This window comes from Streptomyces sp. NPDC006458, from assembly GCF_040612135.1.
In the GTDB taxonomy this organism is placed as follows: Bacteria; Actinomycetota; Actinomycetes; order Streptomycetales; family Streptomycetaceae; genus Streptomyces.
Window position 1 is genome coordinate 81,857 of sequence record NZ_JBEXPR010000009.1, and the last position, 22,491, is coordinate 104,347.

Consider the following 22,491-nt stretch of genomic DNA (forward strand, 5'->3'; position numbering starts at 1 on the left):
AAACCCGAGATCAGCTGAGCGGGAGAGCTCAGTGGGTCTCGGGGCGGAGGACCTTGGTCCGGAGGACCGACTCGTTCAGGTTCATCTGGCGGTCGAGCTCCTTGACGACCGCAGGCTCGGCCTGCAGGTCGATGACCGAGTAGATGCCCTCGGGCTTCTTCTTGATCTCGTACGAGAGACGACGACGGCCCCAGGTGTCGACCTTCTCGACCTTTCCGCCGCCGTCACGGACGACAGAGAGGAAGTTCTCGATCAGCGGGGAGACAGAGCGCTCCTCGAGATCGGGGTCGAGGATGACCATCACCTCGTAGTGACGCATGTGGAACCCACCTCCTTTGGACTCAGCGGCCACGGTCGTTCCGTGGCAGGAGGGTTGTGATGCGTACGCAACAGTGTCCGCCAGTACAACAGCCGCCACTGACAATCGGGGTTCTCGCGTGGAGATCCCGGCCCGCGGCATGGGCAGACACCGGTGCAGACGGTACAGAGTACCCGCACACCCGCTTCCGGTTGAAATCAGGCCGTGGGGACCGTCAATCTGTACACGTCGGGTGTGTATGGCGCTACGATGCGCCGCCTTCCGCAGGAGGTGCCCCATGGCACAGGCATTGCGACCCAACACCGGAGTCGGTTCTCTCTTCGCCACGGACGACAAGTCCCATCCACTCCAGGACGCCCTGCTCGCGGCGACCCTGGTGCTCGGCTTGGTGTCGTTCATCACGGCGCAGTTCGACAGCCTCCATCTGCTGAGCTCCTGGACCGGTCTGGTGGGGATCGCCGCGGGCGCCTACGGACAGTGGATCTCCGAGACCACCCGTGAGCGCTTCGGTCTGATCCTGGGCCTCGGTGCCAGCGGCGTCGGCTTCTTCCTCGGCATGGCCCACGGCGGTCTGTTCGGCGGATTCTGACCGGCACCGACACCCCCGCCGACGCCACTCGGACCCGGCGGGCACCTGCCCGTCGCCCGCCCGGAGGATCTGCCCCACGGCTCTGTCGGCCGCAGGGGCGGGTCCCGTCGCGGCGGGACCGAGCCATACCCGGCGACGGTGTGACCGGTGAGGCGTGTGGTCCAAGGCGTCCCACGGCACGTCAGAAGGGGGCGGACAGGCCCTCCGGCCGGGGCAAAGGTGCCGTGCGCCCAGTCGGCGTGCCCGCCGGGCGCAGTAGGCTTCGGCGCGAGAGCCGGAGCCCCTGTACCCATGGGGACACACCAGCCCGAGGAGCGCCCCGACATGAGCCTGACCCTGAGGACCATCAGCCGCGAGCAGCATCTGGCGTACATCCAGAGCCTGCCGGCGGCGAGTCACATGCAGGTCCCCGCCTGGGCAGACGTCAAGGCCGAGTGGCGCTCGGAGAACCTCGGCTGGTTCGACGACCGGACCGGCGAGCTGGTCGGTGCCGGGCTGGTGCTCTACCGGCAGCTGCCGAAGATCAAGCGCTACCTCGCCTATCTTCCCGAGGGCCCGGTCATCAACTGGTTCGCACCGAACCTCGACGACTGGATCCGGCCGATGCTGGCCCACCTCAAGCAGCAGGGCGCCTTCTCCGTGAAGATGGGCCCGCCGGTGATCATCCGGCGCTGGGAGGCCAACTCCATCAAGCAGGGCATCCAGAACCCGGACGTGAAGCGGCTGCGGGACATCGAGGCCGACTTCATCGAGCCGCGTGCCTTCGAGGTGGCCGACAAGCTGCGCCGCATGGGCTGGCAGCAGGGCGAGGACGGCGGCGCCGGCTTCGGCGACGTACAGCCCCGTTACGTCTACCAGGTGCCGTTGGCCAACCGCTCCCTGGAAGAGGTGCACAAGAACTTCAACCAGCTGTGGCGCCGCAACATCAAGAAGGCCGAGAAGGCCGGCGTCGAGGTCGTCCAGGGCGGTTACCACGACCTGGAGGAGTGGCAGCGGCTGTACGAGATCACGGCCGTGCGCGACCACTTCCGGCCCCGCCCGCTGTCGTACTTCCAGCGCATGTGGACGGCCCTCAACAACGAGGACCCCAACCGGATGCGGCTGTACTTCGCCCGCCACAACGGCGTGAACCTGTCGGCGGCGACCATGCTGATCGTCGGCGGGCACGTCTGGTACTCCTACGGCGCCTCCGACAACATCGGCCGTGAGGTCCGGCCCTCGAACGCGATGCAGTGGCGGATGCTGCGTGACGCCTACGCGCTCGGCGCGAGCGTCTACGACCTGCGCGGCATCTCCGACTCGCTGGACGAGTCCGACCACCTCTTCGGTCTGATCCAGTTCAAGGTGGGCACGGGCGGTCAGGCCGCCGAGTACCTCGGCGAGTGGGACTTCCCCCTGAACAAGCTGCTCCACAAGGCACTCGACATCTACATGTCGCGCCGCTGACCGAGCCCTTTGCTGTCGCGTCGCCGACCGCGCGTCCCGCCGTTCGGTACCGTCGACAGCTCGCACACCTCTGATACACCGCAGCCACGAGAAAGGTTCCGGGTCCGGCCATGGCGCTCACGCTCTACGTCGACACCGCGCGCTGGCGGGCGCACCACAAGCACGTGCAGGAGCGGTTCCCAGGACTCGTCCCGGTCTGCAAGGGCAACGGCTACGGATTCGGGCACGAGCGGCTGGCGGAGGAGGCCACGCGGCTCGGCTCCGACGTCCTCGCCGTCGGCACGACGTACGAGGCCGCGCGCATCAAGGACTGGTTCGGCGGTGACCTGCTCGTGCTGACGCCCTACCGGCGCGGCGAGGAGCCGGTGCCGCTGCCGGACCGGGTGATCCGCTCGGTGTCCTCCGTGGACGGCGTGTACGGCCTGGTCGGGGCCCGTGTGGTCATCGAGGTGATGTCCTCGATGAAGCGGCACGGCATCAGCGAGCATGACCTGCCCCAGCTGCACTCCGCCATAGAGAACATCCGTCTCGAAGGCTTCGCCATCCACCTGCCGCTGGACCGCACCGACGGCTCGGACGCCGTCGAGGAGGTCATCGGCTGGATGGACCGGCTGCGCGCGGCCAGGCTGCCGCTGCACACCATGTTCGTCAGCCACCTCAAGGCCGAGGAGTTGGTCCGGCTCCAGCAGCAGTTCCCGCAGACCCGGTTCCGTGCCCGCATCGGCACCCGGCTGTGGCTGGGGGACCACGAGGCCACCGAGTACCGGGGCGCGGTCCTCGACGTCACCCGGGTCTCCAAGGGCGACCGCTTCGGCTACCGCCAGCAGAAGGCGGCGTCGGACGGTTTCCTGGTGGTCGTGGCGGGAGGCACATCGCACGGGGTGGGCCTGGAGGCCCCGAAGGCGCTGCACGGCGTCATGCCGCGCGCCAAGGGCGTCGCCCGCGCCGGCCTCGCCACGGTCAACCGGAACCTTTCTCCATTCGTCTGGGGCGGCAAGCAGCGCTGGTTCGCCGAGCCGCCGCACATGCAGGTGTCGATCCTGTTCGTGCCCGCGGACGCGCCGGAGCCGAAGGTCGGCGACGAGCTGGTCGCCCATCTGCGGCACACCACCACGCAGTTCGACCGGCTCGTGGACAGCTGAGCCGCGCGGGCGGGAGCCCGCCGGGCTGGCGGCACCTCCGTCCCTGCCCTCACGCGGACCCCAGCGCCCCACGCAGAAGGCCGTACGCGGAACTCCCGCGTACGGCCTTTCACATGCCGCCCGAGCGGCCATTCACCTGCCACCCAGGCCCTGTTCGCTCAGGGCGAACGCTCGTCCCAGAGGCCCTTCGCGGGGACGTCGGCACTGCCGGCCGCGGCTCCCTCCGCTGTGCCCCAAGCCACCTGAGGCCCGTCGAAATAGGCTGCGTGCCGCGAGGAACGGGACGCCGCACCGAGAGCGATGACGTCCGGAGCGCCGTCGAGCACCCCTCCCGAGGGGTCGTCGTCGCCGTCGCGGCGCACCACGTCGCGCTCCGGCATGAGGATGTCGCGGATCACGACGGCGCACAGGTAGAACGTGCCCGCGAGATGCACCCCGATCGCCCAGTGGTAGCCGTCGGTCGGGAGGCCCTTGTGGGCGTCGCCGCTGGTCGTGTACGCGAGGTACATCCAGATCCCGAGGAAGTAGGCGACCTCGCACGCCTGCCAGATCAGGAAGTCCCGCCACTTGGGCCGGGCGAGCACGGCCAGCGGTACCAGCCACAGCACGTACTGCGGTGAGTAGACCTTGTTGGTGAGGATGAACGCGGCGACCATCAGGAAGGCCAGCTGCGCGAACCGGGGACGGCGCGGTGCCAGCAGCGCCAGGGCACCGATACCGGCGACGCACAGCAACACCAGAAGCATGGCCAGGGTGTTGACCGTCTCGGTGCTCAGCGGGTCCTTGGAGTTCTGGGCCAGGATCAGCCAGAAGGAGCCGAAGTCGACGCCCCGCTCCTGGCTGAAGCGGTAGAACTTCGACCACCCGTCGAAGGCGAAGAGCATCACCGGCAGGTTCACCACCAGCCAGGCGACGGCCGTACCGCCCAGCGCCTTGGCGAGGTCCCGCCATCGGGCCGCCCGCACGCACAGCACGATCAGCGGCCACAGCAGGAACACCGGGTAGAGCTTGGCGGCCGTGGCGAGCCCCAGGAGGACACCGAAGGCCAGTGCGCGCCCCCGGGACCACATCAGCATCGCCGCGGCCGTCAGAGCGACCGCCAGCAGGTCCCAGTTGATGGTGGCGGTGAGCGCGAAGGCGGGCGCCAGGGCGACCAGCAGGCCGTCCCAGGGCCGTCGTGCGTGGGTGCGGGTGACGCAGACGGCGATGACCGCCGTGCACGCCATCAGCATCCCGGCATTGACCATCCAGTACCACTGCTCCTGGTCCTGGATGCTGCCCGAGCCGGGCGTGAGCCAGGCGGCGACCTCCATGAACACACCGGTCAGCACCGGGTATTCGAGGTACTCCATGTCGCCGGGCAGCCGGTCGAAGTACGGCACCAGCCCGTCCGCGAAGCCACGCCCGTTGTACAGATGCGGAATGTCGGAGTAGCAGGCGTGTGTGTACTGGGAGCTGGCTCCGAAGAACCAGCCGCCGTTGTAGCAGGGCGCCTTCTGGACCAGACCGAGGGCGAACATGCCGATGGCCACCAGCGCAATGATCCGCACGGGGGTCCACCACGACGTCCCGAAGAGGGCGTGCCGCCCGAGGGGGCCGCCGATCAGCTCGCTGCCGTGCGCGGCGACCGAATCGGTCCGGGTCGGTGGCACCACGTCGGGCTGACGCGCTTGCGTTTGTTCTGCACTGGGCATGGGGCACATCCTGCCGTACAAGTCTGGGAAAACGCCGAGGGCCGCCGCGCCCGGGTGGGTGCGGCGGCCCGATGTTTCACGTGAAACACGCGGTTTCACGTGAAACGCCCATGTTGGGCGAAACGGCTCCTAGCCGGTCGAGCCTCCGAAGAGGCCGCCGCTGCCGTTTCCGTTGCCTCTGGTGGAGTCGGTCGGCGAGCCCGTCGGTGTCGGACTCACCCCGCCGTCCGTACCGCCGGTGTCCGTGCCACCGATATCGGCGCCACCGGTGTCGGTGCCTCCCGTGGTGGTGTCGTCGCACTTCCACCACTGGGTGCAGGTCTCGGTGGGCGACGGTGTGGGCGACGGCTCCGGCTTTCCACGGGTCGGCGTCGGGGTCGGGGTCGCCGACTCCGTCTCGGACGGCGAGGGAGTGGGCGACGGCGTCGGCTCGGCGTTGACGACCTCACCGATGTCCTCGGGCGTCGGGAACTTCTCCGACGGCTGGCCTTGGAGCGCCTCGGCCATGTAGTCGTGCCAGATCTCCGACGGGAACGACGCACCGTGGATGGAGTCCTGATCACCGGTGCCGTACATCGGCAGGAACGTACGGTTCTTGATCTTCTCGTCGTCCGGGTAGCGGAACATGGTGATCGCGGTGGACAGCTGCGGGGTGTAGCCGACGAACCAGGCCGACTTGTTGTCGTCCGTGGTACCGGTCTTGCCCGCCACGTCACGGCCGGGCAGCTGGGCGTTGGTACCCGTGCCCTCCTCCACCACGGTCTTCAGCACGTCCGTGACGTTGTCGGCGACCTTCGAGGTGAAGGCCTGCTTCGTCTGGACCTTGTGCTCGAAGACGGTCCCGTCCTTGCTGGCGATCTTGGTGACCGAGAACGGATCGCGCTGCTTGCCGCTGGCCGCGAAGGTGGCGTACGAGCCCGCCATACGGATCGCGCTGGGGTCGGAGATACCGATGGAGAACGAGGGGAAGCCGGTGCCGGCCAGGCTGCTCTCCCGCAGACCGGCGTTGACCGCCGCCTCCTTCACCTTGTCCAGGCCGACATCCATGCCGAGCTGCACGAAGGCGGAGTTCACCGACTGGCGCATCGCCTCACGCAGGTCGATCTTGTAGTCGGGTGCTTCGCCCACCGACTCCTTGCCGTCGTTCTCCTGGAGCCACTCCTTGCCCTCTTCGTTCACCCAGACCGAGCCGTCGTAGTTCTTGATCTTGAGGTCGTTCTGGCCGCTGTACAGGCTCTTCGGCGAGACGACGGTGCGCTCGTCGTGGGCCTGCACCTCACCGAGGTCGGGGTCCCGGACGCCCCACGTCATGGCCGCCGCGAGGACGAACGGCTTCATCGTCGAGCCGATCTGGGCACCGGTTTCGTCGGCGTTGTTGGTGAAGTGCTTGGTGGCGTCCGTGCCGCCGTAGATGGCCCTGATGGCACCGGTCGCCGGGTCCACCGAGGCGCCGCCGAACTGGACGTGGGTGTCCTTCGTCGGGCGCTTCTTGGGGTCGATGTTCTCCTTGCGGACCTTCTTGACCGCGGCTTCCAGGGCCTTGACCCTCTTCTTGTCGAAGGTCGTGTAGATCGAGTAGCCGCCCTGCTGGAGCTGATCCTGGGTGATACCCGTCTCGTCGCCGTGGCTGACGATGTAACCGTTGGCGAGGTCGACGAGGTAACCGATCTGGCCGCTCAGCGCCGTGTTGAAGCGCGGGTTCTGGATCTTGGGCAGGTCGGTGTACTTGGCGCGCGTCCCGGGGTCGAGGTGGCCGTACTCCACCATCTTGTCGAGGGTGTCCTGCTGCTGGCGCAGGGCACGCCTCTTGTTCTCGTCGGGCGTGGCCGTCTGGTCGATGTTCACCGCGCCGGCCGGGTCGTAGTACGTGGCGCCCTTGAGTGTGGCCGCCAGGAAGGCGCACTCGCCGGGGTTGAGATCGATGGCGTCCTTGTTGAAGTACGCGCGGGCCGCCGCCTGAATGCCGTACGCGTTACGGCCGTAGTAGGCGGAGTTGAGGTAGCCCTCCATGATCTTGTCCTTGGAGACCGACGCGCCCACCTTGATGGAGACGAACAGTTCCTTGAACTTGCGGGAGACCGTCTGCGACTGGTCGTCCAGCATCGCGTTCTTGACGTACTGCTGGGTGATCGTGGAACCGCCCTGGGTGTCGCCGCCGCGGGCCATGTTGAACATGGCGCGGGCGATGCCCTTGGGGTCGATACCGCTGTCGGTGCGGAACGTCTTGTTCTCCTGGGAGATGACCGCGTTCTGCATCTCCTGCGGGATCTGCGCCAGGTTGATGATCTGACGGTTCGTCTCGCCGCCCGTGGCCACCATCTCGGAGCGGTCGGACCAGTAGTAGACGTTGTTCTGCGCCGTCGCCGTCAGCTGCACGTTGGGGACGCTCACCAGCGCGTAGCCGACGCCCGCGATGGCGACCAGGCTGCCGAGGAAGGCCAGGGACAGGCCGGAGACGAGCTTCCAGGACGGCACCCAGCGATGCCAGCCGTACTTGCCGGCCCGCGGATAGTCGATGATCCGCTTGCGGCCGGTGTCCGCCACCCGGCCTCTGCCTCGCCCGGGTCCACCCGGCCCCGGGGCGGCACGCCGGCCTCCCCGGCCGGGGTCGGGCGCGCGGCGGCGGCCGCCGCCCTGCGTGGCACGCCGGGCCGCGGCGCGACCGCCGTACGTGCTCTCCTCTCCTCCCGAGCCATAGGCGTCGGAAGGAGACCCGGTGGCGCCTCGCGGTGCCGCTCGGCGGCCGGAGGGCAGGCCGGACTGGCCGCGTCGGGCCGCAGCACGTCCGCCTTCCTGCGGCTGCGGCGGTTTGCGACGGTGCTCGCTCATCGAAGGACTACTCCTAGGGCAGGCGCACCTCTGCGCGCCTGGAAACGGCAGCTGGTTTCCGGTCCCCCCGAAGTACGGACATGGTCGGTCCCGCATTCATCCGTACTGCACCGGGGACCATGACGCCCCCCGGCGTCACACGGTTCCCGGCGGTATGCATGCCGCACAGACTACGCACCGTCAAAACCTGCCTAGCCCCGAAGTTCACCTCAAATCAGGCAACTCGGTGCCGACGAATCAGTGATGTGACGCCGTTCACGATTCCCCCTCTTGTCGCATCAGCCAGGCCGTTCTATCGTGCTGATGTATCGAGTCGATACATCAGCACGACATAAAGACCGTCACGGACCCCGTCACCGGGGTCGCAAGCAGAGGGGAGGCGACGATGAGCCGGCGTTCCGGGATCCTTGAGTTCGCCGTACTCGGCTTGCTCCGCGAATCTCCGATGCACGGCTATGAACTGCGCAAACGACTCAATACGTCACTGGGTGTGTTCCGCGCGTTCAGCTACGGGACGCTCTACCCCTGCCTCAAGACGCTGGTCACCAACGGCTGGTTGATCGAGGAGCCGGGGAGCGCGCCCGAGGACGCCCTCGCCGCGTCCCTCGCGGGCCGGCGCGCCAAGATCGTCTACCGGTTGACGGCGGAAGGCAAGGAGCACTTCGAGCAGCTGCTGTCGCAGACGGGGCCCGACGCGTACGAGGACGAGCACTTCGCCGCCCGCTTCGCCTTCTTCGGGCAGACCTCTCGGGATGTGCGCATGCGCGTGCTCGAAGGCCGCCGCAGCCGCCTTGAGGAACGCCTGGAGAAGATGAGCGCCTCGCTCACGCGCACCCGGGAGCGCCTCGACGACTACACCCTTGAGCTCCAGCGCCACGGAATGGAGTCCGTGGAGCGCGAAGTGCGCTGGCTGAACGAGCTCATCGAGAGCGAGCGGGCCGGTCGGGACCTTCGTGGTTCCGCCGCCGGGGAGCCCGCTCAGCAGGACACCACAACTGGAGCGACGGGCGGCCTGCCCCGGTCCGGGGAAACCCCCCGGTCGGATACGCCCGACGACACCGCCACGTGAAGCTCCCGCAAGGGCTTCACCGAGTACACACAGGGAGCAACCGGAATGGGTTCGGTTCGCGTAGCCATCGTCGGCGTGGGCAACTGCGCCGCGTCGCTGGTGCAGGGCGTCGAGTACTACAAGGACGCCGACCCGGCGTCCAAGGTCCCGGGCCTGATGCACGTCCAGTTCGGCGAGTACCACGTCCGTGACGTGGAGTTCGTCGCGGCGTTCGACGTCGACGCGAAGAAGGTCGGCCTCGACCTCTCGGACGCCATCGGCGCCTCCGAGAACAACACCATCAAGATCTGCGACGTGCCCTCCGCGGGCGTGACCGTCCAGCGCGGCCACACCCTCGACGGCCTCGGCAAGTACTACCGCGAGACCATCGAGGAGTCCGCCGAGGCGCCGGTCGACGTCGTCCAGGTCCTCAAGGACAAGCAGGTCGACGTCCTCGTCTGCTACCTGCCCGTCGGTTCCGAGGCCGCGGCGAAGTTCTACGCCCAGTGCGCCATCGACGCCAAGGTCGCCTTCGTCAACGCCCTGCCGGTCTTCATCGCCGGCACCAAGGAGTGGGCGGACAAGTTCACCGAGGCGGGAGTCCCGATCGTCGGTGACGACATCAAGTCCCAGGTCGGCGCCACCATCACGCACCGCGTCATGGCGAAGCTGTTCGAGGACCGCGGTGTCATCCTGGACCGCACGATGCAGCTGAACGTCGGCGGCAACATGGACTTCAAGAACATGCTCGAGCGCGAGCGCCTGGAGTCCAAGAAGATCTCCAAGACGCAGGCCGTCACCTCGCAGATCCCCGACCGGGACCTGGGCGAGAAGAACGTCCACATCGGCCCGTCCGACTACGTGGCCTGGCTGGACGACCGCAAGTGGGCCTACGTCCGTCTGGAGGGCCGCGCGTTCGGCGACGTCCCGCTGAACCTGGAGTACAAGCTCGAGGTCTGGGACTCCCCGAACTCCGCGGGTGTCATCATCGACGCCGTGCGCGCCGCGAAGATCGCCAAGGACCGCGGCATCGGCGGTCCGATCCTGTCCGCGTCGAGCTACTTCATGAAGAGCCCGCCGGTGCAGTACTTCGACGACGAGGCCCGCGAAAACGTCGAGAAGTTCATCAAGGGCGAGGTCGAGCGCTAAAGACGCTGTTCTCTTCCTGGGCTTGAGGGTCCCCGAGGCATTGCGCCCCGGGGACCCTCCCCGTATGTGAGGCTGTGCCTCATGGCCGTCGTACGTGATCTTCGGGTCCTGCTGCGCTTCGGGAACTTCCGGCGCCTGCTCGCCGTACGACTGCTCTCCCAGGGCGCCGACGGCGTCTACCAGGTCGGCCTCGCCACCTATGTCGTCTTCTCCCCCGAGAAGCAGACCTCCGCGGCCGCGATCGCCTCCGCGATGGCCGTACTGCTGCTCCCCTACTCGCTGGTCGGCCCCTTCGCCGGAGTCCTGCTGGACCGCTGGCGGCGCCGCCAGGTCTTCGTGTACGGCAACGTGCTGCGCGCCGTGCTCGCGACGGTCACCGCGCTGCTGATGGTCAGCCAGGTCCCCGACTGGCTCTTCTACGTCTCCGCCCTGTGCGTCACCGCCGTCAACCGCTTCGTCCTGGCGGGCCTGTCGGCCTCGCTGCCGCGCGTGGTGGACAAGGAGCGGCTGGTGGTGGCCAACTCCCTGTCCCCGACGGCCGGCACGCTCGCCGCGACGGCGGGCGGCGGCCTCGCCTTCGTGGTGCGGCTGGCGGTCGCCGACTCCGACGCCGCCGTGGTGTTCCTGGGCGCCGCGCTGTACCTGTGCGGGGCCCTCGCCGCGCTGCGCATCCCGCGCGAACTGCTGGGCCCGGACACCGGCCTGATGCAGCCTCGGCTGGGGACGGCCCTGTCCGGCACGGCCCGCGACCTGGCCGCGGGCATCCGGCACCTGGCCGCACCGCCGCGCAGGGAGGCCGCCTGGGCGCTCGGCGCGATGACGCTCATGCGGTTCTGCTACGGCGCCCTGTCGGTCATGGTGCTGATGCTCTGCCGCTACGCCCTGACGTCCAGCACCGACGACGGGCTCGCCCTGCTCGGGGTGGCGCTCGGCCTGTCCGGGGCCGGCTTCTTCGCGGCGGCGGTGCTGACACCCTGGACGGCGGGCCGGCTCGGGGCGGGCCGATGGATCGCGGTGTGTGCCGCGACCGCCGCCGTGCTGGAGCCCGCGCTGGGCCTGCCCTTCGCCACCGCTCCGCTCCTCGCGGCCGCCTTCGTCCTGGGGCTCACCACCCAGGGCGCGAAGATCTCCACCGACACCATCGTCCAGTCCTCGGTAGACGACGGCTTCCGCGGCCGGGTCTTCTCCGTCTACGACGTCCTGTTCAACATCGCCTTCGTCGGGGCGGCGGGAGTGGCTTCGCTGATGCTCCCGCCCGACGGCCGCTCGGTCGTCCTGGTGTTCACCGTGGCCGTCATCTACGGCGCCGTTGCGGTGGCTATGGCCCGTTTTGAACGCCGCTGAATGTCACACGAGTGCCACAGAGCCACTCCCGCCTCCGCCACTGTCACAGGGGGCCGCTACCTTACGTGGGTCTTATCCGCTTCTTATGCGTGTCGCACCGCATCAAGGGGGACCCCCGCATGTCCACTCCGCCGTCTCAGGGCAACCCGTTCGCCCAGGGTCAGAACCCGTACGCCCAGTCCCCGGCCGGCGCGCCGCAGCCGGGCCAGCCGGGTGTCCCGCCGCAGCAGCCGTACGGGATGCCCGGCCAGGGCGCGCCGGTTCCGCCGCCCGCGCCGGCCAAGCGCTTCAGCAAGAAGCTGCTGCGCATCGCCGGCTTCATCGTCATCGCCATCATCATCGCCGTGCTCAAGTGGCAGTTCGGCAAGACCGACGCCGAGACCACCTCCGTGGGCGCCTGCCTCCACAACAAGGGCTCGATGACCCAGGCGGACCTTGAGACGGTCGACTGCACCTCCAGCAACGCGGAGTACAAGGTGATCGAGAAGTTCGACGACACCAGCGACACCGACAAGTGCAACACGGTCAAGGAGACCGAGGTCGCCTACTACCAGACCGGTGAGGGCCACGACGTCGTCCTGTGCCTGAAGGCAGTCAAGTAAGGCACGGGCCACGACGGCGGACGATGTTTCACGTGAAACGTTGCCCGTCGTGAGGCTGAAGCAAGAAGGGCGCCATGTTTCACGTGAAACATGGCGCCCTTCTCATACACGGTGCGGGCGCGGCTCATAGGCGCCCGCGGGTTCAGGCGTCCTGCTCCTTGGCCCACCACTCCTTGAGGGCTTCCGTCGCCGCCTCCACACCCAGCGGACCGTGCTCCAGACGGAGTTCCAGCAGGTGCTTGTAGGCGCGGCCGACGGCAGGGCCGGGCGTGACGCCGAGGATCTCCATGATCTGGTTGCCGTCGAGGTCGGGGCGGATCGCGTCGAGCTCCTCCTGCTCCTTGAGCTGCTCGATGCGCTCCTCCAGCCCGTCGTACGCGCGCGACAGCGCGGCCGCCCTGCGCTTGTTGCGGGTGGTGCAGTCGGAACGGGTCAGCTTGTGGAGCCGGTCGAGCAGCGGCCCGGCGTCACGGACGTAGCGGCGAACGGCGGAGTCGGTCCACTCGCCGGTGCCGTAGCCGTGGAAGCGGAGGTGGAGCTCGACCAGGTGCGAGACGTCCTTCACCAGCTCGTTGGAGTACTTCAGCGCCGTCATGCGCTTCTTGGTCATCTTCGCGCCGACCACCTCGTGGTGGTGGAACGAGACCCGGCCGTCCTTCTCGAAGCGGCGTGTGCGCGGCTTGCCGATGTCGTGCAGCAGCGCGGCCAGCCGCAGCGTCAGATCGGGGCCGTCGGTCTCCAGCGCCATCGCCTGCTCCAGGACGATCAGCGTGTGCTCGTAGACGTCCTTGTGGCGGTGGTGCTCGTCGCTCTCCAGCCGCAGCGCGGGCAGCTCGGGCAGCACATGCTCGGCGAGCCCGGTGTCCACCAGCAGGGTCAGACCCTTGCGGGGGTGGGCGGACAGGATGAGCTTGTTCAACTCGTCCCGGACCCGCTCGGCCGAGACGATCTCGATGCGCCCGGCCATCTCGGTCATGGCGGTGACGACCTCGGGGGCCACCTCGAAGTCGAGCTGCGCGGCGAACCGGGCGGCGCGCATCATCCGCAGCGGGTCGTCCGAGAACGACGCCTCCGGCGTGCCGGGCGTGCGCAGCACCCGCGCCGCGAGATCCTCCCGGCCGCCGTGCGGGTCGATGAACTTCTTCTCCGGCAGCGCGAGGGCCATCGCGTTCACCGTGAAGTCGCGCCGGACGAGGTCCTCCTCGATGGAGTCGCCGTACGCCACCTCGGGCTTGCGCGAGGTCCGGTCGTAGGCCTCCGAACGGTAGGTCGTGACCTCGATCTGGAAGCCGTCCTTCTGGGCACCGACCGTGCCGAAGGCGATGCCGACGTCCCACACGGCGTCCGCCCAGGGCCGCACGATCTTCAGGACGTCCTCGGGGCGCGCGTCCGTGGTGAAGTCCAGGTCGTTGCCGAGCCGGCCGAGGAGCGCGTCGCGTACCGAGCCGCCGACCAGGGCGAGCGCGAATCCGGCCGCCTGGAAGCGGCCGGCGAGGTCGTCGGCGACGGGAGCGACCCACTGCGGTTCGGTCACCGCGCGGTCGTACTCCGGGGCAATGAGGTGGTCTTCGTTGGCATTCGGCACAACAGAAGAGGGTACGTGGCCCGAGCGCCCGGCACCGCCCCCATTAAGACGGACCGATCCCTTCGGCACCCCCACCGCCGACCCTCGGCGGTGCCCGCGGCACCCGCCCAAAGCGCCCGGTCAGGACGTATGTGACGTATCTCAACGCAATCGGTGTCCGCCCCGGCCAAGCGCCCAAAAGGAACGACGGGCGGGCGTGTGCCGATCTTGTGGAGCAGTCCGCGGCACTTCCCCTCAGCGCGCATCGTTACCATGCGTGGACGCACATTACGACGACCACTGACGACGACGAGGGACGGACGAGCGCGTGGCCGAGGCGGCAGACTTCCCGGGGACCAGTCCCTCACCTGCCCGCCGTCTGCTGCGGCGCACCGGAGCCTTGCTCGCCGCCGCCCCACTGCTGGCCGCCCTGGTCCAGCTGACCGCCGCCCCGTCCGCGCAGGCCGCGGGCCAGACCTCGGCCAAGGCCGTCTCCGGCTCCAGCACGGTCACCGTCTCACTGGACTCGGTCAGCCCCTCCGTCCCGACCGAGGACGACACCCTGACCGTCGCCGGGACCGTCACCAACAAGGGCAAGCAGACGATCACCGACGCCCGCCTGGATCTGCTCCTCGGTCCGGAGTTCGACACGCGCTCCGGGATCGACGACGCCTTCCAGCGCACCGGGTACACGCCGGGCGCGGACGGCTCCGAGGTCGGCGACGAGCAGAAGCTGCCCGCCCTCACCCCCGGTGTCGCGGAGCACTTCAGCGTCGCCGTGCCGGTGGAGGACCTCGACCTCGGTGGCGCCGGCGTCTACCAGATAGGCGTCAAGCTCTCCGGGGAGACGTCCGCGCAGCCCTGGGAGCAGGTGCTGGGCTTCCAGCGGACCTTCCTGCCCTGGCAGCCCGACGAGCCGGACACCACGACGCGTACGACGTTCCTGTGGCCACTGGTCTCCGACGTCCACATGACCGCGCAGACCGGGTCCAACGAGCGGCAGACGCCGGTCTTCCTCGACGACGGGCTCGCCGAGGAGCTCTCGCCCGGCGGGCGGCTGGAACAGCTCGTGGCGCTCGGCAAGGACCTCGACATCACCTGGGTGATCGACCCGGACCTGCTGGCCTCCGTCGACGCCATGACGGAGACCTACGAGATCCAGGGCGCGGACGGCACGACCACGCCGGGCCGCAGCCAGAGCGTGGCCAAGCGGTGGCTGGCCGACCTGCAGAACGCGGTCTCCGGCCAGGAGGTCGTCGCCCTGCCGTTCGGCGACACGGACCTGGCGTCCCTCGCGCACAACGGCACGAGCGTCACCGGCTCGCTGAGCCACCTCAAGGAGGCCACCGAGGTCGCCGCCAGGACGGTCGAGACGATCATCCACGTGAAGCCCTCCACGGACTTCGCCTGGCCGGTGAACGGCGCCGTCGACCCGTCGATCGTCAAGGTCGCCACCTCCGCGGGCGCCGACACGGTCATCGCGCGCAGTGACAGCCTCCAGGAGACCGGCGGACTGTCCTACACGCCCTCCGCCCCCCGCCCGATCGGCGGCGGCACCACCGCGGTCGTCGCGGACGTCCGACTGTCGACGTCCTTCCAGGGCGACCTGACGACGGCGTCGGCCGGGACGCTCGTCGTACAGCGCTTCCTCGCGCAGCACCTCGCCCTGAACCTCCAGACGGACAAGCAGCGCAGCATCGTGGTGGCCCCGCAGCGCATGCCCAGCGCGACCCAGGCCCGCACCATGGCCCAGGCGCTCACCGCGCTCCAGGGCGGCACGTGGAACGAGCCGCAGACCCTCACGGACACCGCCGCGGCCAAGCCCGACCCCGGCGCCACCACCACCGTGCCCGGCGCCTCCGCCTACCCGTCCTCGCTGCGTCGGCAGGAACTGCCGCGCAAGGCCTTCGAGCAGATCGCCACGACGCGGGAGAAGCTCGACAGCTTCGAGGTCATCCTCTCCGACGAGTCCCGTGTGGTGACGCCGTTCGGGCGGGCCATGAACCGCGCCATGTCCACGTCCTGGCGCGGTCACGCCGTGGCGGCTCGGAACTACCGCGACGGGGTGGAGAAGTACCTCGACGACCTCGCCGACCAGGTCTCGCTGATCGAGAAGTCCGAGACCAAGCTCTCCGGCCGCAGCGCCACGATCCCCGTCACGGTCCAGAACAACCTCGTACAGGGCGTCGACCGCCTCGTCCTGCGGCTCACCTCCACCGCCCCGAACCGTCTGGAGATCGGTGGCGAGGCGTACAACGAGCAGCCCGTGGCGGTCTCCGGCGGGCACAGCCAGTCGGTGAAGTTCACCACCTCCGCCAACGCCAACGGCCGGGTCACGGTGATCGCCCAGCTGTTCACCGAGGACGGCCAGGCCTACGGCGACCCGGTCAGCTTCGACGTGAAGGTCACCGAGATCACGGCCACGGTCATGCTGGTCATCGGCGGCGGTGTGCTGCTGCTTGTGCTGGCGGGCTTCAGGATGTACACCCAGCGCAAGCGCGCCTCCGCCCGCGACACCGAGGTCGACGGCCCCGACGGCACGGGCGAGCCCATCGAAGGCCCGGAGAACCCGGAAGGGCCCGAGGACCGTCTCACCGAGCAGACGGAGGAGATCGAGGAGTCGCAGGCGCGTTCCGGGGCAGGGGAGCCGGAGCAGCCGAGTGACCCGACACCGGACACCGCAGCGGAAAACCCGGACCCGTCCGGCACGGGTGAGAGAGTGGACCGTTGAGGATGTCGTGGCCGGTGGGCCAGGGACGATGAGGTGGGGTAAGGATGAACGCGCCGTACGACGGTGACCACGGTCAGGCCGTGGGCGGCTCGGGCCACCCCGAGGGCCCACCGCCCGAGCACGGCCAGGTGCCGCCGCAGCACCCCGCGGACATGTACCTCCAGGACGCCTACGACCAGGACCCCTACCAGGCCCAGGACCTCTCCGCCCAGGACCCGGTGTCCGAGGCGCTCTACGACCGTGCCGCCCACCCGCCGCCGCCCCCGGGCACATACCCGCAGCAGCCGCTGTACGCGCAGCCGCAGCAGCAGCCGTACGCACCCGACCCGCGTGTGTGGGCGCAGACACCGGCTCCCGAGCCGGACGGCGCGACCCAGTACCTGCCCTACGGCGACGACCCGCGCACCACCCAGTACGTGGGCGTCGACGACCTGGTGACCCAGGCCGGCGAGGAGCAGCCGGACGCCTTCGCCCACCTCTTCCGCGACCAGCAGCAGGGCGGCAGCCGCCCGCAGGACCACCCGCCGCTGTCCGGTCCCGCGCCCGTGCCGCACCCGGGCCAGTCCCCGGTGGCGGCCTACGGCGCGCCCCAGGCCCAAGCCTCCGCTCCGCAGCAGTACCAGGCTCCCGTCCCGCCGCCCGCCGAGCCCGCCGCCCCGGCTCCGGCGCCCAGCGCCGCGGAGGGCCGCAAGCCCGGTCGCGCCGCGGGCCTGCTGAAGTCCAGCGCGGTGATGGCGGCGGGCACGATGGTCTCCCGGCTCACCGGGTTCATCCGCTCGGCGATGATCGTCTCGGCGCTGGGCCTGGTGCTCCTCGGCGAGTCCTTCCAGGTGGCCTACCAGCTGCCGACGATGATCTACATCCTGACCGTCGGCGGCGGCCTCAACTCGGTCTTCGTGCCACAGCTCGTACGCGCGATGAAGGACGACGAGGACGGCGGCGAGGCCTACGCCAACCGGCTGCTGACGCTGGTCATGGTGATCCTCGGCGGCCTCACCGTCGTCGCGATGCTGGGCGCCCCGCTCCTGGTCCGCGCCCTGTCGAACCCGCTGGCCTCGGACCCCGCCGCGTTCGACGTCGCGGTCACCTTCACCCGGTACTTCCTGCCCTCGATCTTCTTCATGGGCGTCCACGTGGTGATGGGTCAGATCCTCAACGCCCGCGGCCGCTTCGGCGCGATGATGTGGACGCCGGTCCTCAACAACATCGTCATCATCGTGACGCTGGGTCTGTTCCTGTGGGTGTACGGCACCGCCGAGCACTCCGGCATGACCGTCGAGAACATCCCGGACGAGGGCGTGCGGCTGCTGGGCATCGGCATCCTGCTCGGCCTCGTCGTCCAGGCGCTGGCCATGATCCCCTACCTGCGCGAGACCGGGTTCAGGCTGCGCCTGCGCTTCGACTGGAGGGGCCACGGCCTGGGCAAGGCCGCGATGCTCGCCAAGTGGACGATCCTGTTCGTGCTCGCCAACCAGGCGGGCGCCCTGGTCGTCACCCAGCTGGCCACCGCCGCGGTCGTCGACACCAAGATCGAGGGCACCGGCTTCAGCGCCTACGCCAACGCCCAGCTCATCTGGGGCCTGCCGCAGGCCATCATCACCGTCTCCCTGATGGCCGCCCTGCTGCCGCGCATCTCGCGCTCGGCCGCGGAGGCCGACGCGGGCGCCGTCCGCGACGACATCTCCCAGGGCCTGCGCACCACGGCCGTCGCGATCGTCCCGATCGCCTTCGGATTCCTCGCCCTCGGCATCCCGATGTGCACCCTGATCTTCGGCTCGTCCGGCGCCCAGGCCGCCACGAACATGGGCTACATGCTGATGGCCTTCGGGCTCGGCCTGGTCCCGTACTCCGTGCAGTACGTCGTACTCCGCGCCTTCTACGCGTACGAGGACACCCGCACACCGTTCTACAACACGGTCATCGTGGCCGCCGTGAACGCGAGCGCCTCCGCCCTGTGCTTCCTGCTGCTGCCGCCCCGCTGGGCCGTGGTCGGCATGGCCGCCTCCTACGGCGCGGCCTACGTCATCGGTGTCGGCGTCGCCTGGCGCAGGCTGCGCAAGCGGCTCGGCGGCGACCTCGACGGCGCGCGCGTGCTGCGGACGTACGCCCGCCTGTGCATCGCCTCGGTCCCGGCCGCGGTGCTCAGCGGCGCGGTCTGCTACGGCATCACCCAGACACTCGGCCACGGCGCCGTCGGCTCGTTCGCGGCGCTGCTGGCCGGCGGTGCCGCCCTGCTCGGCGTCTTCTACGTCGCCGCCCGCCGGATGCGCATCGAGGAGCTCAACTCCATGGTCGGGATGGTGCGCGGGCGACTGGGTCGCTGAAGCGGGGGAAGTACTCGCACAACCATCGTCCGTCCCTGTGTGTCGTGCACAGAGACGGACTGTGGGCACAATTGGATCGGCGTCGTACGGCGCGCAACGGATGGGGAGGCAGACGACGGTGGCGGAACGGAGCAGGGCTGCCGTCGACGTGGCAGACGACAGCGGCGAGACGCCGCTGACCGCCGAGGCGGACCAGGCGGACCAGTCCACGGCCGACGGGGTGGACCAGACCGGGGAGCGGGACACGGAGAACACCCAGGCACAGGGTAGTGGCGGGACCGAGAGTCCGGCGAAGACCTCACCTCCCGAACTGCACAGCGGCCACAAACTCGCCAGGCGCTACCGCCTGGAGGAGTGCGTCACCCGCCTGGACGGATTCAGCAGCTGGCGTGCGGTCGACGAGAAGCTCCGCCGTGCCGTCGGTGTCCACATCCTGCCCGCGGACCACACACGTGCCCGTTCCGTGCTCGCCGCGGCGCGATCCTCCGCCCTGCTGGGCGACCCCCGCTTCGTCCAGGTCCTCGACGCCGTCGAGGAGAACGACCTGGTGTACGTCGTGCACGAATGGCTGCCCGACGCCACCGAGCTGACCGCGCTGCTCGCCGCCGGGCCGCTGGAACCGCACGACGCCTACCAGTTGGTCAGCCAGATCGGCTCCGCCATGGCCGCCGCTCACCGTGAGGGCCTGGCGCATCTGCGGATCAACCCCAACGCCGTGCTGCGCACGTCCAGCGGGCAGTGGCGCATCCGCGGCCTCGCGGTCAACGCGGCCCTGCGCGGCGTCAGTTCCGACACCCCGCAGCGCACCGACACCGAGGCGATCGGCGCTCTGCTCTACGCCGCGCTCACCCAGCGCTGGCCCTACGAGAACGACGCCTACGGCCTGTCCGGGCTGCCCAAGGACGTCGGTCTGATCGCTCCCGACCAGGTGCGGGCAGGCGTGCACCGCGGGCTGTCCGAGCTCACCATGCGGGCCCTGGCCAACGACGGGGCGACCGCCTCCCGGCACGAGGCCGCCTGCACCACGCCGGAGGAACTGGTGAAGGCGATCGGTGAGATGCCGCGCATCCGCCCGCCGGAGCCGGCCTTCACCGCGCCGCCGGAGTACCAGCGCACGACGTACCAGCAGGGCTCCTACGGCCGCCCCGCGCCGCACCCGGGCGTCACCCAGCCCGTCGCCGCCCCGCCGCCCCCGCTGCAGAGCGGCACCGGCCGGGTCCTGAAGTGGGCCGTGTCGGCCCTGCTCATCGCCGCCCTCGGGCTGGGCAGTTGGCAGCTCGCGGACGCGCTGATGGAGCGCGGCGGCAAGTCCGACGACACGAACAAGACCCAGACGACGGAAGACGGCGACAAGAACAAGCCCAAGCCGCCGCAGCCGATCGCGATCCAGGGCGCCCGGGACTTCGACCCGTTCGGGCGGGACCGCTCCGAGAAGCCGGGGGACATCGACAAGATCTACGACAGCGCCTCGGGCACCTACTGGCAGACGGACTACTACGCCAACGCCAACTTCGGCAACCTCAAAACCGGCGTCGGCATCATCCTCGACCTGGGCAAGGTCCAAGAGGTGGGCAAGGTCGGCGTCACCTTCGAGGGCAGTACCTCCGTCGAGCTCCTGGTCGCGGACGGGGAGACCGAACCGCAGACCTTCGACGGCTTCACCGAGGTCACCGAGGGCTCCGGAACGACGGTGAACCTCCAGCCGGCCAAGAAGCTCAAGGCCCGCTATGTGCTGGTGTGGCTCACCGAGCTGCCGCTGCAGTCGAACGGCGAGTACCGCGGCAGGGTGGTCGACATCAAGGTGACCAGCTGAGGAAGCGAGGGAGGGAGCGTGCACAGCGACCGGCAGGATCCACCCGACGAGACCGACGAGGCCCTTCTGGCCCGGCATGTCGCCGGTGACCCGGACGCCTTCGGCGAGCTCGTGCGGCGGCATCGTGACCGGCTGTGGGCCGTGGCCCTGCGCACGCTGGGGGACCGGGAGGAGGCCGCCGACGCCGTGCAGGACGCTCTGGTGTCGGCGTACCGGGCCGCGCACACCTTCCAGGGGAAGTCGGCCGTCACGACCTGGCTGCACCGGATCACGGTGAACGCCTGTCTGGACCGGGCCCGCAAGGCCGCCTCGCGCAAGACCTCCCCCGTCGACGACACCGAGCGCCTGGAGCGGCTTCTGGAGCCGCACGAGTCCGCCTCGGCGCCCGCCGAGCGCAACGACCTGCACCGGCAGCTCATCGAGGCTCTCGGCACCCTGCCGCCCGATCAGCGGGCCGCCCTCGTCCTGGTGGACATGCAGGGCTACCCCGTCGCCGAAGCCGCCCGCATCCTCGACGTGCCGACTGGGACGGTCAAGAGTCGCTGTGCGCGCGGCAGAGCCAGACTCCTGCCGCTGCTCACCCATCTGAGGCCGGAAAGCAACGCCGACGGCGGAAACCCGGAGGAGGAGCGGAACCGGACGCAGGGGACATCCGTCCCACCGGCAGCGGGACCGCGGTCCACCGGTCCACGGAATCCCGGGTCGAGCGACTCAGCCACAGTGAAGGGCGGAGGTGGGCGAGCGTGAATGCCACGACGGACACGGCCGGGCACCCGGACGTCGCCGAGATCTCCGACCTGTCCGAGGGTCTGCTGCCGCCGTCCCGGAGCACGGACCTGCGGCGGCATCTGGACGGCTGCGAGCTGTGCGCGGACGTCTATGCCTCGCTGGAGGAGATCAGGGGCCTGCTCGGCACCCTGCCGGGCCCGGCGCGGATGCCCGCCGATGTGGCGGGCCGTATCGACGCGGCATTGGCGGCGGAGGCCCTTCTCGCCTCCACGGCGACGGACGGCTCCCCCGCCGCAGCCGACGCCGACGCCGAGCCCGGTGGGACGGCCCAACCCGCCGCCGCAGCCACCGAGCCGCCGAATGCCGTCGGACCGCCCACAGCCACCGAACCGACCAGTTCTGTCACGGACGCCCCTCCTGCTCGGGCCTCCGCCCCCTCCGCCCCTTCGTCCACGCGCGACGGCGGACACGTTTCACGTGAAACACCGGCCCCGGCCGACCGCCCCGCGGGCCGGCCACGCGCAACCACCGGCCCCGGTCGCAAGGACCGCCGCTCCGGGAGGCGCAGGTTCGCCGTCCTCGGCGCCGCCTTCACGGTGGCCGCCCTGGGTCTCGGCTCCGTGCTGCTGTCCTCGTGGGGCGGCGGCTCCCCATCCAGCTCTCCCGGGCAGGAGGAGCAGGCCTCCTCGCTGGACACCTTCGCCGCGGGAACCCTGGAGCGGAAGGTCGACGATCTCCTTGCCGCGAACGCGAAGGAGAGCGCGAGTGGCGATGCGCGCACCCCACGCAGCCTCGGTGTGGATGGCGGCCCCTCCAGCGAGGGACCGCGGGTCCTCCAGCAGCCCTCGGTGCCCGACTGCGTCCGACAGGGCATCGGCCGGCCCGACCCGGCACTCGCCACGGAGCAGGGCGTCTACGAGGGACGCGACGCCCTCCTGGTCGTGCTCCCGGACGCCAACGACAACAGCCGCGTCACCGTCTATGTTGTCGACTCGGGCTGCGTGGCGCAGGACTCCGCCGCCAAGGCCGAGGTGCTCTTGAAGGACTCCTACGCGCGTCCCTGAGGCCCGGCCGGCCCCGCACAGAAGGGGCGTGTGGCCCACTTCAGGGGCGTGACCCGGGACACCTCCGCCTATGGCGTCGCACACGTCCCCAAGCCTCACCTCGC

The 22,491-nt window shown here is 69.8% G+C and carries 16 protein-coding genes; 12 read left to right on the forward strand and 4 right to left on the reverse strand.

The features are described 5' to 3' along the window. Positions 1-28: 28 nt before the first annotated feature. Positions 29-319 carry a 30S ribosomal protein S6 gene (gene rpsF / locus ABZZ79_RS14370; protein WP_019324683.1) on the reverse strand — a complete coding sequence of 97 codons (291 nt, stop codon included), beginning with the start codon at positions 317-319 and terminating at the stop codon, positions 29-31. Positions 320-596: 277 nt separating this feature from the next. Here rpsF and ABZZ79_RS14375 point away from each other — a divergent pair, with 277 nt between their 5' ends. From ABZZ79_RS14375 to ABZZ79_RS14385, 3 genes are all read left to right on the forward strand, one after another. Next, complete coding sequence (locus tag ABZZ79_RS14375) at positions 597-908, forward strand: hypothetical protein (protein WP_356689236.1); 312 nt, start codon at positions 597-599, stop codon at positions 906-908. 324 nt (positions 909-1,232) lie between these two features. After that, a complete protein-coding gene (femX, locus tag ABZZ79_RS14380; RefSeq protein ID WP_356689237.1) occupies positions 1,233-2,354 on the forward strand; it encodes a peptidoglycan bridge formation glycyltransferase FemX in 1,122 nt (373 codons plus the stop codon). A gap of 110 nt (positions 2,355-2,464) precedes the next feature. Further along, entirely contained in the window at positions 2,465-3,496 is a 1,032-nt protein-coding gene (locus tag ABZZ79_RS14385; RefSeq protein WP_356689238.1) for an alanine racemase, read from the forward strand. Positions 3,497-3,654: 158 nt separating this feature from the next. Here the strand turns inward: ABZZ79_RS14385 and ABZZ79_RS14390 are convergent, their stop codons facing one another. Beyond that, positions 3,655-5,190, reverse strand: a complete 1,536-nt coding sequence (locus ABZZ79_RS14390) for a glycosyltransferase 87 family protein (protein ID WP_356689239.1) — start codon at positions 5,188-5,190, stop codon at positions 3,655-3,657. A 129-nt stretch (positions 5,191-5,319) separates the two neighbouring features. Continuing rightward, on the reverse strand, positions 5,320-8,019 hold the full coding sequence (locus ABZZ79_RS14395) for a transglycosylase domain-containing protein (protein ID WP_356689240.1): 2,700 nt from the start codon (positions 8,017-8,019) through the stop codon (positions 5,320-5,322). Positions 8,020-8,404: 385 nt separating this feature from the next. Here ABZZ79_RS14395 and ABZZ79_RS14400 point away from each other — a divergent pair, with 385 nt between their 5' ends. The 4 genes from ABZZ79_RS14400 (at position 8,405) to ABZZ79_RS14415 (ending at position 12,162) form a co-directional block, all read left to right on the forward strand. Next, entirely contained in the window at positions 8,405-9,088 is a 684-nt protein-coding gene (locus tag ABZZ79_RS14400; protein ID WP_356689241.1) for a PadR family transcriptional regulator, read from the forward strand. A 45-nt stretch (positions 9,089-9,133) separates the two neighbouring features. After that, complete coding sequence (locus ABZZ79_RS14405) at positions 9,134-10,216, forward strand: inositol-3-phosphate synthase (RefSeq protein WP_356689242.1); 1,083 nt, start codon at positions 9,134-9,136, stop codon at positions 10,214-10,216. A gap of 81 nt (positions 10,217-10,297) precedes the next feature. Further along, complete coding sequence (locus tag ABZZ79_RS14410) at positions 10,298-11,560, forward strand: MFS transporter (protein ID WP_356689243.1); 1,263 nt, start codon at positions 10,298-10,300, stop codon at positions 11,558-11,560. 119 nt (positions 11,561-11,679) lie between these two features. Continuing rightward, entirely contained in the window at positions 11,680-12,162 is a 483-nt protein-coding gene (locus tag ABZZ79_RS14415) for a hypothetical protein (RefSeq protein ID WP_356689244.1), read from the forward strand. Positions 12,163-12,304: 142 nt separating this feature from the next. Here ABZZ79_RS14415 and ABZZ79_RS14420 read toward each other — a convergent pair whose 3' ends face one another. Continuing rightward, the gene (locus ABZZ79_RS14420) at positions 12,305-13,747 is read right to left on the reverse strand and encodes a CCA tRNA nucleotidyltransferase (protein ID WP_356689245.1); all 1,443 of its coding nucleotides are present in this window, start codon (positions 13,745-13,747) and stop codon (positions 12,305-12,307) included. 307 nt (positions 13,748-14,054) lie between these two features. Here ABZZ79_RS14420 and ABZZ79_RS14425 point away from each other — a divergent pair, with 307 nt between their 5' ends. From ABZZ79_RS14425 to ABZZ79_RS14445, 5 genes are all read left to right on the forward strand, one after another. Beyond that, on the forward strand, positions 14,055-16,457 hold the full coding sequence (locus ABZZ79_RS14425; RefSeq protein ID WP_356689246.1) for a DUF6049 family protein: 2,403 nt from the start codon (positions 14,055-14,057) through the stop codon (positions 16,455-16,457). Between the two features lie 44 nt (positions 16,458-16,501). Further along, positions 16,502-18,781 (forward strand): murein biosynthesis integral membrane protein MurJ, encoded by a 2,280-nt coding sequence (gene murJ / locus ABZZ79_RS14430; RefSeq protein ID WP_356689247.1) that lies wholly within the window; start codon positions 16,502-16,504, stop codon positions 18,779-18,781. A gap of 118 nt (positions 18,782-18,899) precedes the next feature. Further along, complete coding sequence (locus ABZZ79_RS14435; protein ID WP_356689248.1) at positions 18,900-20,594, forward strand: protein kinase family protein; 1,695 nt, start codon at positions 18,900-18,902, stop codon at positions 20,592-20,594. A gap of 18 nt (positions 20,595-20,612) precedes the next feature. Then, positions 20,613-21,341, forward strand: a complete 729-nt coding sequence (gene sigM / locus ABZZ79_RS14440) for an RNA polymerase sigma factor SigM (RefSeq protein WP_356689249.1) — start codon at positions 20,613-20,615, stop codon at positions 21,339-21,341. Next, the gene (locus ABZZ79_RS14445; protein ID WP_356689250.1) at positions 21,338-22,387 is read left to right on the forward strand and encodes a hypothetical protein; all 1,050 of its coding nucleotides are present in this window, start codon (positions 21,338-21,340) and stop codon (positions 22,385-22,387) included. The genes sigM and ABZZ79_RS14445 overlap by 4 nt, the downstream gene beginning before the upstream one ends. Positions 22,388-22,491 lie beyond the last annotated feature (104 nt).